Raw genomic sequence first — 14,261 nt, forward strand, 5'->3', positions numbered from 1 at the left:
GCCCTCCCCGCCCCCAACCGGCCCTTCCCGCCTCCCCAACCGGCCCTCCCCGCCTCCCCATCGGTCGTCCCCGCCCCCGGAGAACCAAGGACCATGCGCTCCCCCCGCCGCCGTCGCGTCGTCGCCGGACTGCTGCTCGCCCCCGCTCTGACCGGCTGCTTCGCCTCCGGAGGTGACTCCTCCGGGGGCGGCTCCGCCGACGGCTCCCGGTTGCGGGTCGCCCTGGCGTTCCCGCCCGCCGAGAACTTCTCCCCGTACGGCGCCGACGCGACCCTCCTCAGCCGGCTCGGTGTCACCGAGGGGCTGACCGCTCTGGACGCCAACGGAGCGGCGGCCCCCGCCCTCGCCCAGTCATGGACGCGGGAGAACGACCGGAACTGGCTGTTCACCCTGCGCGAGGCCACCTTCCAGGACGGCACCGACGTCACTCCCGCCGCGGTCGCCGACGCCCTCACCCACGCCACCGAGGCCCGGCCCGTCACCCCGGCGCTCTCCGGTGTCACGCTCACCGCGAAGAAGAGCGGAGACCGGCAGGTCCGCGTCACCACCGAGGATCCCGACCCGGCCCTGCCGCTGCGCCTGGCCGGCCCCGGCCTCGCGATCCTCTCCGCCAAGGCCTACGCCGGGAAGCGCGTGAACCCCGTCGGCGCGGCCACCGGCCCGTTCGAGCTGACCGCGGTCACCGGCACCACCGCCGCCACCCTGGACCGCTACGACGACTACTGGGGCGGCCGGGCCCAGGCGCCCGGCATCGACGCCCGGTTCATCGCCGACGGCACCGCCCGAGCCAACGCCCTGCGCACACGCCAGGTCGACGTGGCCGAGGCCGTCCCGGTGTCACAGGCGTCCACCCTCACCCGGGGCACCCGCCACGAGACGGCCACCACCCGCACCACCAGCCTCCTGCTCAACACCCGCAAGGGCGCCTTCAAGGACCCGGAGCTGCGCGCCGCCGCCCGCGAGGCCGTCGACGGCTCCGTCCTCGCCAAGGACGTCTACGAAGGACACGCCGACCCCGGCGTCGGCGTCTTCGGCCCGGCCGTTACCTGGGCCGCCGGCCGGCGCCCCGAACCCGCCGGACGAGCGGAGGCGGCCGACCCCGCGGGCACCTCGATCACCGTCGCCACCTACGACAACCGGCCCGAACTGCCCGAGGTCGCCCAGGTGCTCCAACAGCAGCTCAAGAAGGCCGGGTTCGAGGTGAAACTGGAGGTGCGCGAGTACTCGCGGCTGGAGAGCGACGCCCTCGCCGGGAAGTTCGACGCGTTCGTCGGCGCCCGCAACTCCCTGCTCGACACCGGCGACCCCGTCTCCATCCTGGCGAGCGACTTCACCTGCGACGGCGGCTACAACCTCGCGCTGCTGTGCGACACGAAGGTCGACCGTGCCGTCGCGGACGCCCAGAAGAAGTCCGACACCGCCGAGCGGCAGCGGGCGGCGCTGAAGGCCGAGGCCGCGGTCCTCGCCACCGACGCCACGGTGCCGCTCGTCCACCAGCGGATCATCACCGGCGTCGGCACCTCCGTACGCGGTGTGCTCCTCGACCCGTACGAGCGGGCCCTCATCGGAACGGGGACCCGGCGCTGATAAGGACCCTGTGGCGCGTCCTGCTCGCCGCCGCCCTGCTGTGCGGTATCGGACTGCTGCCGTGGCTGTCGCGCACCGACCCTGCGCTCACCGTCCTCAAGGCGCGCTCCGCGGACCGCGACCCGACCCCGGACGCCCTGGCCGCCGTGCGCGATCAACTGGGCCTCGACGCGGGCCCGGCGAAGCTGCTGGGGGAGTGGTTCGGGGGGCTGGCGCGCGGTGACGCGGGACGGTCGTGGATCTCCGGCGGCGAGGTCGCCCCCGCCGTCCTCCAGGCGCTCGGCGTCTCCCTGTTGCTGATGGCCGCCGCGCTCGTGGTCGCGCTGCTCACGGCCGGCGCGGTGTGCGCCCGCACCCTGCTGCGGGGCGCGGGTCGACGCCTCGACGACCGCGGGGGCGCGGGCGGCGGGGCGGCGATGCTGGCCGCGCTGCCCGAGTTCCTCACCGGATCGGTGCTCGCGGTCGTGGTCGGGGTCCACCTCGGCTGGCTCCCCGCGCTCGGCTGGTACGGGCCGCGGTGGACGGTGCTGCCCGCCCTCGCCCTCGGTCTGCCCACCGGGGCGCTGCTCGGCCGGATGCTCGACGACCTGCTGCCGGGCGCCTTCGCCGAACCCTGGGCGCTCGCCGCCGCCGCGCGCGGCACACCCGGACGGACCGTGGCCCGCCGCGCCGTACGCCGTTGCGTGCCCGGACTCCTGCCGAACGTGGGCCTGTTCGTGGTCGGCCTCACCGGCGGCGCCGTCGCCGTCGAGCAGATCTTCGACATACCCGGCCTCGGCCGCACCACCCTCCAGGCCGCCGTCGCCCAGGACCTCCCCGTCCTCCAGGCCGGCACCCTCGCCCTCGTCCTGCTGGCCGCCGTCGCCGGAGCCTGCGCCCGGCTCGCGGCCCGCCTCCTCATCGGCCCCGCCCTGCGCGACGGCGCACTGACCTCCCCGCACCGCCCGAAGCCCGCCGAGCCACGCGTCACCCCTCTCGTGCTCGGCGCCGTCCTCCTCGGCACCGTCGCCCTCGGACTGACCCGCGACCCGCTCGCCCTCGACACCGGAGCCCGGCTCCGACCCCCGTCCTGGGCACACCCGTTGGGCACCGACGCGCTCGGCCGGGACCTCCTCGCCCGGATCGGACACGGCGCGTTCACCACCCTCTGCCTGGCGGTCGCGATCAGCGCCGCCGCACTGGTGACCGGTGTCCTGCTCGGACTGCTGCCCCGTCTGTCCGGGCCGCTCGTCGACACCGTCAACGCGATACCGGCGGTCCTCGCCGGCCTGCTCGTCGCCGGTGTCGCCGGGAACGGGGCGGCCACCCCGGCGCTCGCCGTGGCCGCCGTCGCCTGGGTGCCGCTCGCCGCCCACACCACCGCCCTGCTCGAACAGGAATGGGCCACCACCCACATCACCGCCACCAAGGGCCTCGGCGCGACCGGCGGACAACTCCTCCGCGGTGAGATCCTCCCCGCGCTCCTGCCGCCCGTCACCCGCCACGCCCTGCTGCGGCTGCCCGGCGTCGCCCTCGCCCTGACCTCCCTCGGCTTCCTCGGCCTCGGCGCCCAGCCGCCCGACCCCGAATGGGGCCTCCTCCTCGCCGAGAACCAGCCGTACGCCGAACGCGCCCCCTGGGCCGTCCTCGCGCCCACCGCCGCCCTCGCCCTGCTGGGCGCGCTCGCCGTCACGGCCGCGGGCGGAGTACGGCTGCCCCGTCCGCGCACCGAGGCCGCACGGCGGCCCGAGCCCGCCGTCGCCACCCCCGTAGGAGAGACCCCATGACCGAACCTCAGCGACAGCCGATCGGAACCGCCCCGGACCGGGTGGCCGACGCGGGCGAGGCGCCCGTCACGATGTCCGCCGAGCCCTCGCGGCGCCGCACCTGGGGGCGGCTCAACCCCCTGCTGCGGCTGCTGATCCTCACCCAACTGGCCTTCAACGTCGGCTTCTACGCCGTCCTGCCGTTCCTCGCCGAGCACCTCGGCACGGCGATCGGCATGGCCGGCTGGATGGTCGGGTTCGTGCTCGGGCTGCGGACGTTCAGCCAGCAGGGCCTGTTCGTGGTGGGCGGGGCGCTCGCCGACCGGTACGGCGTACGCCCCGTCGTCCTCGTGGGCTGTGTGCTCCGGATCGCGGGGTTCGTATGGCTCGGCTACGCCGAGGCGGCCTGGTCGGTCATCTGTGCCGTGCTGCTGATCGGTTTCGCCGCGGCGCTGTTCTCGCCCGCCGTCGAGTCCGAGGTCGCCCGGCAGGCCGTGGTCTGGGAGGAGTCGGGCGGCGGCGGGTCCCGTACGCGGGTGCTCGCGCTGTTCACGGTCGCGGGGCAGGCCGGGGCGTTCGTCGGGCCGCTCATCGGCGCTCTGCTGCTCGCCGTCGACTACCGCGTGGTGTGCCTCGGGGGCGCCGGTGTCTTCGTCCTCGTCCTCGCCGGCCACGCCCGGCTGCTGCCGCAGCACATACCCGGCCGGGAGCGGGTCGAGGTGCGGGGCGGCCTCGGCGGGCTGCTGCGCAACCGTCGGTTCCTGGCCCTGTGCGGCGCCTACGGGGCCTATCTGCTGGCCTACAACCAGCTGTACCTCCTGCTGCCCGACGAGGTGGAGCGGGCCACCGGGTCGCAGGCAGCGCTCGCCTGGCTGTTCGGCTTGTCCTCGCTGCTGGTGGTGACCGCGCAGCTGCCGGTGACCCGCTGGGCGGGGGACCGGCTGGATCTGCGGCGGTCGATGGCGGCGGGGCTGCTGTTGATCGCGGCCGGGTTCGGGGTGGTGGCCCTCGCCCGGCCCGCCGGATGGACGGGCAGCGCGGGGCTGCTGCCCGCCGCCGGGTTCGTGGTGCTGCTGACGCTCGGGCAGATGCTCGTGGCCCCGGCCGCCCGGGCCTGGGTGCCGGACCTCGCCGTCGAGGGCCGCCTCGGGCTGTACACGGGGGCCATGTCCTCCGTCTCCGGGCTGATCGTCCTGCTCGGCAGCGCGGGCACCGGGTCCCTCATGGACACCGGGCTGCCCCCGGCCGTCCCCTGGGCGGTGCTGGCGGCCGTCCCGGTCGCCTCGATCCTGCTGCTGCCCCGCCGCTCGCGCGCGGCCGGGCAGCAATGACGGTCCCTCTTTGGGCCCGTGAGGGCCCTGCTGTTGCCTCGCGTATCGAATATCGATAGATTTCCATCGCTCATCGAGAGAAGGAGGGGTGATGGGAAAGCTGACGACGCTCGCGCTCCGTGTGGTGATCGCGGTGCTGTTGGCGGGTTCGGTGCTGGTGCAGGGGGTGATGGTGCCCTTGCTGGCCGCCGACCTGGACGATCTCGACCCGGACATGGCGCAGGTGCGCGCTCCGGTGCTGGTGATCGTGGTCCTGGGCGTGGTGACCGTCCAGGCGGTCCTGGTCTGTGTGTGGCGGCTGGTGACGATGGTCCGGCGCGACACGGTCTTCTCCCACGCGGCCTTCCGCTACGTGCACGGCGTCATCGGCGCGATGGTGGCGGCCTCCGCCCTGGTGTTCGCCCTCGGTGTGGTGCTGGCGCCGGGCGAGGCGGTCGCGCCGGGCGTCGTGCTGTTGCTGGGTGGTGTCTCCCTGGCGGTCCTCGGCGTCGCGCTCATCGTGCTCGTCCTGCGGCTGCTCCTCGCCAAGGCCGTCGCCCGTGACATCGAGGCGGCGCGGATGCGGGCCGAGCTGGCCGAGGTGATCTGATGCCGATCGCCGTCGACATCGACGTGATGCTGGCCAGGCGGAAGATGTCCGTGGGCGAACTCGCCGAACGCGTCGGGATCACCCCCGCCAACCTGGCCGTCCTGAAGAACGGCCGGGCCAGGGCGGTGCGGTTCACCACGCTGGAGGCCCTCTGCGAGGTGCTGGAGTGCCAGCCCGGAGACCTGCTCCGCTGGGAGCCCGGCCCGCCGGAGGACGGCGACACCGAGGCCGAGGCGGTCCAGCCGGGGGAGGTCCGGCCGGGGGCGGTCGAGGTGGACGCGGTCGAGGCGGGCACCGCCGGCTGACGCGCCCCGGACGGGCCGGGTCGGGGAGCGCCTCAGTCGGTGACCCGCCCCTCTGGGGGACGAGGTGCGAGGGCGGTGTGACGGGTTCCGGACGTTCCCCGAGAGACCGGGCCGCCGCGGGGCCGGCGCGACGGCGGAGCCGGGCGGCGGTGCTGTGGGTGGACCTCGCCGTCGCCTTCGCCGCGTACGTCGCGGGCGGTGTCGGCCCGGGGTCCGGTGGAACCCGGAGGGCGACGACGCCAGGTCCGCCGAGCACCGGGAGGCCCCCGTGATCCACGACTCCGACGCCCTGCACCGGCGCGTGCGCGCCGCGGTCGCCGAAGGGGCCGACGCGTGCTGGAAGGTGGCCGCCACCCTGCACGCCGACCCGGAGTACGCCTTCGACGAGCGGCGGGCGGCGGCGCTGCTCACCGGCGAGCTGCGGCGGGCCGGCTTCGCGGTCCAGGAGGGGGTGGCGGGCATGCCGACGGCCTTCGTGGCGCGCTCGGGCACCGAGCGGCCCGCGGTGGCGCTGCTGCTGGAGTACGACGCCCTGCCCGGGCTCGGCCACGCCTGCGGCCACCATCTGATCGCCGCCGCCGGCCTCGGCGCCGCGCTCGCCGCCCGCACCGCCCTCGCCGACGGCGCCGGCTCCGTGCTGGCGGTGGGCACCCCGGCCGAGGAGGGCGGCGGAGGCAAGGCCCTGGAGGTGGAGGCGGGCGTCTTCGACGACATCGACGCCGCGCTGATGTTCCATCCGGGGGTGTACGACTGGACCCGGGCCCCGCTGACGGCGCAGGAGCAGTACCGCGTCGCCTTCCACGGGCGGGCCGCCCATCCCACGGGCAACCCCACCGAGGGCGTCGACGCCCTCGCCGCCCTCGTGGAACTCTTCAACGTCCTGGCCGCGCTCGGCCGCCGACTGCCGAGGGCCTCCCACATCCAGGGCATCGTCACCCACGGCGGTGAGGCCACGAACATCGTGCCCGCCCTCGCGGAAGGCCGCTTCGGGCTGCGTGCCGCCACCACCGGCGCCCTCGACGACCTCGCCGGACAGCTCGCGACCAGCGCCGAGGGCGTGGCCCTGGCCACCGGCACGACCGTCACCGTCGAGCGGGCCGGCGTCCGGTACGAGCACTTCCGCGACAGCGGGCCGCTCTCCGACCGCTTCTCCGCCCACCTCGACCACGCCGGCATCCGCCTGGGCCCGCCCGCCGACGGCGTGTACCTCGGCTCCTCCGACATCGGCAACGTCAGCGCCCGCGTCCCCGCCCTCCACCCGTTCGTCGCGATCATGGACGAGGACGGGTCCGACCACACGCCCGAGTTCGCCGAGGCCGGCGTCTCCGAACGGGCCCGCCGGGTGCTCCGGGCGGCCACCGAGGCGCTGGCGTGCACAGCCGTCGACGTGCTGCGCGACCCCACCCTGCGGGAACAGGCGTGGCGCCCGTACCGGTGAGGCGCCACGCGGCCGGCGGAGCGGGCGTCACGCCATCTGGCGTCGTACCAGCTCGTGCAGGCGTCCCCCGGTGTCCGCCAGCAGGGTCGCCGGCGGGCCCACCTCGACGACCTTGCCGTCCTCCATCACGACCACCCGGTCCGCGTCCATCACCGTGGACAGCCGGTGCGCGATCACGATCCGTGTGGCGTTGAGGGCGCGGGTGCTCTCCATGACCGTGCGCTGGGTCTCGTTGTCGAGGGCGCTCGTCGCCTCGTCGAAGAAGAGGATGCGGGGGCGCCGGATGAGCGCCTGGGCGATCATCAGCCGCTGGCGCTGGCCGCCGGAGACCGCCCCGTTGCCCTGGACGATGGTGTGCAGGCCCATCGGCATGCGCCGGATGTCCTCCGCGAGCCCCGCCAACTCCGCCGCCGCCATCGCCTCCTCCGGCGTGTACGGCTCCGTGCCGCAGATGACGTCCAGGATCGAACCCGTGAACGGCTGGGCGTGCTGGAGCACCACACCGCACTGCCGGCGCACCGCGGACCGGTCGAGGGCGGTCAGATCCTGCCCGTCGTACAGGACACCGCCCGACACCGGCCGGTCGAAGCCGATGAGCAGCCGCAGCAGGGTCGACTTGCCGCAGCCGCTCGGGCCCACGACCGCGACGAACTCGCCGGGCTCGATCGCGAAGGACACGTCGTCCAGCACCAACGGCGCGTCGTCCGCGTACCGGAAGGACAGCCGGCGGGCCTCGATCGCGCCGGAGAGCACACCGGGGCGCGTGCTGGCCGTCCGCACCTCCGGGGCCGCCTCCAGCACCGGCTTGATCTCCTCGAACAGCGGCAGCACGGCCACCGCCGACACGAACGCGCCGGTCAGCTGGGTGACCGAGGTGAGCAGCATGGTCACCGAGGTGTTGAAGGTGAGGAACTCCGCCGCCGACATCGAGCCGCGCGCCGGACCCGCCAGCAGCATGAACATCAGCAGCGTGCACAGCGGCAGATACACCGCCCCCAGCACGGTGTTGAGGTTCTTGATCCCGCCGACCTTCTGCTGGAGCTCCCGGCTGCGGGCGAACTCGCCCGCCCACGCCGCGTACGCGTAGTTCTCCGCGGCCGCCACCCGCAGCTTCGGCAGACCCCGCAGCGTCTGGAACGCCTGGTTGTTCAGCTTGTTGCCCAGGACCACCAGCCGCCGCTGCCAGCGCACCTGCCACAGACCGAGGCCGAGGAACACCGCGGTCACCACCACCAGCATGCCGATCGCGGCCAGCGCCATCGGCACGCTGTACCAGAGCAGCAGCGCCAGGTTCACGGCACCGACCGTCACCGACTGCGCGACCACCGGGCCCACCCCGGCGAGCGTGCGGCGGATCGCGCTGATGCCCATGGCGGCGCTCGCCAGCTCACCCGTCGAACGGGACGCGAAGAACTTCGTCGGCAGCCTCAGCAGCCGGTCCCACACCGCCGGTTGGAGCGTCGCCTCGATCCGGCCCTCCAGCCTGAGGATCGTCAGGTTCTGCAACAGCAGGAACGCCGCCGACACCACACTCGCCAGCATCACCGCGAGACACGCCTGCGCGATCAGGTTCTCCTGCGCCTTCGGCACGTACTCGCCGAGGATCCGGCCCGTCGCGATCGGCACCAGCGAGCCCAGCACGACCGTCACCAGACCGCTCAGCAGCAGCCCCGTCATGTCGCCGCCGGTGCCGTGGAGGCTGAACCGCATCAACCGCAGCGGCGTCAGCACCCGTTCGGGCAGCGGACGGTAGAACATCACCGCCCGCGGCTCGAACTCCGCCGCGTTCGCCTTCTCGACCGGTGTCTCCCGGCCCGAGGAGGGGTGCACTGCCACATAGCCGCCGCGCCGCCACAGCAGGGCCACCGGCGCACCGGACAGCGCCCGGTGACCGACCAGCGGACCCACGTCGTCCCGCCACCAGTGCCCGTCCAGCCGTACGGCACGGACCCGGACCCGGGAGGCCAGCGCGATCCGCTCGACCGGATCGAGCCGGTCGCTCTCCGTGCCGCTCTGCGCGGGCTCCGCGAGGACGATCCCGGCCGCGCGGGCGACGAGCCGGCAGGCCGCGTACGTGGCGTCGGCGTCCGCGGCCGTCGTCCGCCGGGCCGCCGAGGACCGGCCGATGGAGGCGAGCAGCGTGCGGTCGGCCTGGACGCGGACCGCCTCACCGGCCTTGATACCGGCGGCCGTACGGTCCTCGTGGGTGCGTTCCAGCTGCTCGATCCAGCGGTCCAGGGTGGCCAGCAGCCGGTACTGCTGGTCGACCATGCTCTGCCAGACCCCCGGGTCCATCAGCAGATCGGCCGCCGCCTCCGCCCCGTACAGCGAACCGTACTGGACGCTGCCCGGCGGGACCCGCATCCAGAACACGTCGTCGTCGGTGGGGGCCGCGGCCTGCTCGGTGGCCATCGGCGCCTGGAAGAGGACGGACAGACCGCGGCCGACGCCCAGGGCGAGCGCGTACTCCAGCGGGCTGCTCTGCGGGGGCACCAGTCGGGGGTTGCCCCACTCGTCGTACGACCAGGTCTCGGTGTTCACCGGCTGGTACAGCTCCCGCAGCCCGACACGGCGCACCACACAGTCCCTCAGCGGGCGGGCCACCAAAGTGTGCTGGGGCCCCGCGACCGGGCCGAGCAGCAGGGAGCCCGCCTCCAGCCGGCCGAGATGGTGCCAGTGGCCCTGCTCCACGGCGTCGACCGCGAACAGGTCCAGCGCGCCGGAGGCCACCAGCCACAGCACCTGGGGGCCTTCGAGGTCGAGACGGGTGAGGCCCGCGCAGTCCAACGGCGTGCCCATGGCGCCCAGCGCCCCGAGAACGAGGTCCCCCTCGTGGACGGCAGTCATCTCACCGCTCCCTGACCAGCCGGGCGTACGCGCCGCCCCGCGCCACCAGTTCCTCGTGCCGGCCGCGCTCGACGATCGTGCCGTGCTCCAGGACGACGATCTCGTCACTGTCGCGGACCGTGCTGAGCCGGTGGGCGATCACCACGCAGGCGCAGCCGCGCTTGCGCAGGTTGTCCATGACGACCAGCTCCGTCTCCGCGTCGAGCGCGCTGGTCACCTCGTCGAGGACGAGGATGCTGGGCCGGCGGACCAACGCCCGCGCGATCTCCAGACGTTGCCGCTGACCGCCGGAGAAGTTCCGCCCGTCCTGCTCGACCCGGCTGTGGATGCCGCCGGGGCGGCGGGCCACCACGTCGTACAGGGCCGCGTCCCGCAGCGCCTCCACCACGGCCTCGTCCGGGATCGACGGATCCCACAGGGCCACGTTGTCGCGGACGGTGCCCTCGAACAGGAACACCTCCTGGTCGACGAAGGAGACGGACGCGGCGAGCGCGCCCCGCGGGATGTCCTCCAGACGCCGGCCGTCGATCCGGATCACGCCCTCCCACGGCGCGTACAGGCCCGAGATCAGTCGCGACACCGTCGACTTGCCGCTGCCGGAGCCGCCGACCAGCGCCACCTGCCGGCCGGGTCCGACCGTGAGGTCGAAGCCCGTGAGCAGCGGCTTGTCGAGGGGGCTGTAGCCGAAGGTGATGTTCTCCAGCTCGACGTGGCCGTGCAGCCGGCGGGTCGACTCGGCGGTGTCGGGGCGGGCGTACAGCGGGTCGGCCTGGAAGTTCTCCACGTCCTTCAGGCGGGCCACGTCGGCCGCGAAGTCCTGGATCCGGCCCGCGACACCGTTGAGGCGGGTGATCGGCGCGGTGAACCGCGTGACCAGCGCCTGGAAGGCCACCAGCAGCCCCACCGAGATATGGCCCTCGACCGCGCGCATCCCGCCGATCCACAGGATCAGCGCGCTGTTGAGGGTGGCGAGGGTCGGGGCGACCACCCCCAGCCAGGCACTCGGCACGCCGAGGCGCTGCTGCTCCTCCAGTGTGGTCGCGTGCTGTCCGGCCCACTTGCGGAAGTAGCCGTCCTCGCCGCCCGTCGCCTTCATCGTCTCGATCAGCTGTAGACCGGTGTACGCGGTGTTCGTGAGCCGGGCGTTGTCGGCGCGCAGCTTCGCCGTGCGGGTGGCGCGCAGCCGGATCACCACCCGCATCGCCACCACGTTCAGCAGGGCGACCGCGATGCCGACGAAGGTGAGCTGCGGGTCGTAGGTGTAGAGGAGCACGGCGTAGAGGACCACCACGATCGCGTCCACGCAGGCCGCCGCGAGGTCGCGGGCCAGGGTCTCGGCGACCGCGTCGTTGGACTGGAGCCGCTGGACGAGGTCGGCGGGGCTGCGCTGCGCGAAGAACGTGACGGGCAGGCGCAGGAGATGACGCAGGAAGCGGGCGCTGCCGAGCGTCGACGAGATCAGTCGGCCGCGCAGCAGGTTCGCCTGCTGGAGCCAGGTCAGCAGCACCGTCAGCAGTACGCACGCGCCCATGGACGTGAACAGCACGCCCAGCAGCGAGGTCTGGCCGCCGATCAGGAACATGTCGATGTAGGTGCGGCTGAGCGCGGGCACCGCCGCGCCGACCGCCACCAGCAGCAGACTCGCGAGGACGGCGGCCGGCAGGGTGCCGGACGTGCCGCGCATCCGGGCGGGCATCGCGCCCAGCACCCCTGGCCTGCGGCCGCCCCGCTCGAAGTCGTCGCCGGGTTCCATGACGAGGACGACTCCCGTGAAGCTGGAGTCGAAGTCCTCCATCGCCACGAAACGGCGGCCCTTGCCGGGGTCGTTGATGTGGACGCCGCGTCGGCCGAAGCGGCGCCCCATCCCGTCGTAGACGACGTAGTGGTTGAACTCCCAGAACAGGATGGCCGGGGCCCGTACCTCGGCGAGGGCGGCCACGTCCATCTGCATGCCCTTGGCGGTCAGACCGTAACCGCGGGCCGCCTTCAGCAGATTGCTGGCGCGGGAGCCGTCGCGGGAGACACCGCAGGCGATGCGCAGTTCCTCCAGCGGGATGTGCCGCCCGTAGTGGCCGAGGACCATGGCGAGGGAGGCGGCTCCGCACTCCACGGCCTCCATCTGGAGCACGGTCGGGGTGCGCACGCCCTTGCGGACGCCCTTGGGCACCGGGCGTTTCCTCGGCGCCGCCTTGCGCCTGCCGTGCGTCGGCGGTGGCGCGGTGTCGGGGGATGAGGTCACGGGAGCAGCCAATCGATCGGACGCTCGTCGGCCATGCGGACGGAAGCCGTGGCCATGGTCATGGAGGTCAGCTCGAACGGCGGCCCGTCCTGTGACGACCACCGGTAGCCCGACGCGGTCGACGCCTCCCGGTCCAGCCGCACGGTGACGGCCACCGGCCGGCCCTTCCTGGTGAACTGCTCACCGAGCTGGCGGTCCCCGAGGAACGCGGCGATCGACTGCGGGGTCTGCGCGGTGCGGTCCACGGACTTCACATGACCGCGCAGCACTCCGTAGCGCTGGGTGGGCGCCGACTGGACGGTGAGGTCCACGGGCGCGTTCCGCGGGATGGAGGCGGCGTTCTCGGCGGGCACGTACACGGTGGCGTACAGCGGGTCGTCGGGTTCCGCGACCTTCTCGACGGCCGCGACATCGGCGCCGGTGCGGATGATCTGACCCATGGTGGCGGCGAGCGCGGAGATCCGGCCCGCGGCGACGGACCGCACGACACTCTCGCCGTCGGCGGTGGCGACCTTCAGGACCGGGGCCCTGGCGGGGAGCCGCTCGCCCTGCTTCACGAGGACGGCGGTGACCTGGCCCGAGACCGGGCTCTGCAGGACGTAACTGCCCTGGTCGTGGGTGAGGACGGCGGGCGCGCCCACCGTGGAGGCGACGGAACCCGTGACGGCCCACACGGACGCGGCGGCCATGGCCACCACCGTCACGGACAGCACGAGCCAGCCCTGCGGGCGGGCGAAACGCACGGGGAGGTCGAGTTCCTCCGGCGACTGGAGCTTGGCGAGGGCCTGTTGGCGGAACTGCACGGGACTTCCCTCACCTGCGAGGAACGGAGGACGGGGCGACGGCACCCGAGAGTCCCGGAACCGTCAGGCGGTTCCGGGACTCAGCGGTACCAGGGGTCGATCAGAGACCGGCGACCAGGTTCGTGACCGGCGCGGTGTTCAGGCCGGTGACACCCTCGACGGTGCCGACGGCCGTGTTGACCAGGCCGGAAACCGGGGCGACGCCGTCCACCAGGCCGGTGACGGTGCCGACGGCGTTGATCTGCAGACCACCGGCAACGGCGTCCAGCGCGGCGTCCGACAGCTCGGCGGTCTCAACCTGGGGGGTGGAGTTCATGATGGAACTTCCCTTCGTATGGATATTCATAAGGGGGGAGCGGCCCCCTTCTGGGGACAGAACGACGGCCGCACACGGGGGCGCTCGACTCTCGTCTCCGATGGCTCGGCGGCCCCTCGCGGTGCGATGGATCAAAGCAGATCGCCGTGGCGCACATCCAATCAAGAAGTGCTCTCACCAGCGCACTTGGTGACCAAGGCCGTTCATCCGTGCAGGGCCGCGCACGCGTTGGGGCCAGGTTCTTCACACCGCGCCCGGCATCGTCATCACCGCTTGATTGCCACGCGGAAAACGAACTGGACACTCCCGCCTCAAAGACGCGGCGCCCGGCGGACCGCTGTGCAGATCCGCCGAGCGCCGTGACCCCGCTGGGCATTCGGTGTGGAGATTCCCTGAAGCCGCCTTTTCCCCCGGTGACCGGGACGGACCGCTGTCGGCCCGTCGCTGAACGTGCCTGCCGTGATGTCGATCTGTGGCCTTTGGCCCAAGGAAGGGTGCCTTGTCACCCCAACAGGGCGTACACCGTGCTCGCCCGGGCCGCCAGCTCGCCCGAGTCCGCCGTCGTCATCGCGATCTCGGCGAAGGCCATCCGGCGGCCCAGCTTGGTGAGCACCGCCTCGACGAGCACGTCCTCACCCACCACCGCCCGCTGGAAGCTGGTCGACTGCTGGACCGTCGTCATCGGTACGAAGGAGCCGCGCGCCGCCGACACCGCGATCACCGTCGCCGTGTCGGCGGCCGCCATCAGCGCCTGCCCCGACAGGGCGCCGCCCTCGCGGGCCAACCGGTCGGACCACGGCAGGCGCAGCATCGCGCGCCCCTCGTCCAGGTCGACGGCCGTCAGTCCCAGGTCGAGCACCCAGGGGGCGAAGTTGGCGGCGAGGATCTTGTCGGCTTCGGCGGGTGTGAGCGTCATGCGGGCATCGTTCCCGCTCACGCGGGCGGGAAGTCGTGAAATGCCCACCCGAACCACACTTTGCGAAACGCAACATCGAAATCTTTTTGCGAGGCGTTGAACACCCCACCGGAACCATCCGTACCAACTGGCAACCAGGCGCCCC

The 14,261-nt window shown here is 73.4% G+C and carries 11 protein-coding genes; 6 read left to right on the top strand and 5 right to left on the bottom strand.

Annotated elements, in window-relative coordinates; all coding sequences use genetic code 11:
• Positions 1-93: 93 nt before the first annotated feature.
• The 6 genes from SMA5143A_RS29035 to SMA5143A_RS29060 all read left to right on the top strand — a co-directional run bounded on the left by SMA5143A_RS29035 (position 94) and on the right by SMA5143A_RS29060 (position 6,995).
• A complete protein-coding gene (locus SMA5143A_RS29035) occupies positions 94-1,587 on the top strand; it encodes an ABC transporter substrate-binding protein (protein WP_107465774.1) in 1,494 nt (497 codons plus the stop codon).
• The gene (locus SMA5143A_RS29040; RefSeq protein WP_107465804.1) at positions 1,584-3,353 is read left to right on the top strand and encodes an ABC transporter permease subunit; all 1,770 of its coding nucleotides are present in this window, start codon (positions 1,584-1,586) and stop codon (positions 3,351-3,353) included. Before SMA5143A_RS29035 ends, SMA5143A_RS29040 begins: the two co-directional genes overlap by 4 nt.
• A 71-nt stretch (positions 3,354-3,424) precedes the next feature.
• Complete coding sequence (locus tag SMA5143A_RS29045) at positions 3,425-4,663, top strand: MDR family MFS transporter (RefSeq protein WP_258193795.1); 1,239 nt, start codon at positions 3,425-3,427, stop codon at positions 4,661-4,663.
• A 91-nt stretch (positions 4,664-4,754) separates the two neighbouring features.
• Positions 4,755-5,252 (top strand): DUF2975 domain-containing protein, encoded by a 498-nt coding sequence (locus SMA5143A_RS29050; protein ID WP_107465776.1) that lies wholly within the window; start codon positions 4,755-4,757, stop codon positions 5,250-5,252.
• On the top strand, positions 5,252-5,557 hold the full coding sequence (locus SMA5143A_RS29055; RefSeq protein ID WP_258193790.1) for a helix-turn-helix domain-containing protein: 306 nt from the start codon (positions 5,252-5,254) through the stop codon (positions 5,555-5,557). Before SMA5143A_RS29050 ends, SMA5143A_RS29055 begins: the two co-directional genes overlap by 1 nt.
• A gap of 268 nt (positions 5,558-5,825) precedes the next feature.
• Positions 5,826-6,995 (top strand): amidohydrolase, encoded by a 1,170-nt coding sequence (locus tag SMA5143A_RS29060; protein ID WP_107465777.1) that lies wholly within the window; start codon positions 5,826-5,828, stop codon positions 6,993-6,995.
• Between the two features lie 27 nt (positions 6,996-7,022).
• Here SMA5143A_RS29060 and SMA5143A_RS29065 read toward each other — a convergent pair whose 3' ends face one another.
• The 5 genes from SMA5143A_RS29065 to SMA5143A_RS29085 all read right to left on the bottom strand — a co-directional run bounded on the left by SMA5143A_RS29065 (position 7,023) and on the right by SMA5143A_RS29085 (position 14,116).
• On the bottom strand, positions 7,023-9,842 hold the full coding sequence (locus tag SMA5143A_RS29065; protein ID WP_107465778.1) for an NHLP bacteriocin export ABC transporter permease/ATPase subunit: 2,820 nt from the start codon (positions 9,840-9,842) through the stop codon (positions 7,023-7,025).
• A 1-nt stretch (position 9,843) separates the two neighbouring features.
• Entirely contained in the window at positions 9,844-12,009 is a 2,166-nt protein-coding gene (locus SMA5143A_RS29070; RefSeq protein WP_107465779.1) for an NHLP family bacteriocin export ABC transporter peptidase/permease/ATPase subunit, read from the bottom strand.
• Positions 12,010-12,077: 68 nt separating this feature from the next.
• Positions 12,078-12,884 (bottom strand): HlyD family efflux transporter periplasmic adaptor subunit, encoded by an 807-nt coding sequence (locus tag SMA5143A_RS29075; RefSeq protein WP_107465780.1) that lies wholly within the window; start codon positions 12,882-12,884, stop codon positions 12,078-12,080.
• A gap of 100 nt (positions 12,885-12,984) precedes the next feature.
• Positions 12,985-13,200, bottom strand: coding sequence for a hypothetical protein (locus SMA5143A_RS29080; RefSeq protein WP_055522042.1), 216 nt, complete (start codon positions 13,198-13,200; stop codon positions 12,985-12,987).
• Between the two features lie 502 nt (positions 13,201-13,702).
• Positions 13,703-14,116 carry a PaaI family thioesterase gene (locus SMA5143A_RS29085; RefSeq protein WP_055539834.1) on the bottom strand — a complete coding sequence of 138 codons (414 nt, stop codon included), beginning with the start codon at positions 14,114-14,116 and terminating at the stop codon, positions 13,703-13,705.
• Positions 14,117-14,261: the final 145 nt, after the last annotated feature.

Source organism: Streptomyces sp. MA5143a (assembly GCF_900290235.1).
Taxonomy (GTDB): domain Bacteria; phylum Actinomycetota; class Actinomycetes; order Streptomycetales; family Streptomycetaceae; genus Streptomyces.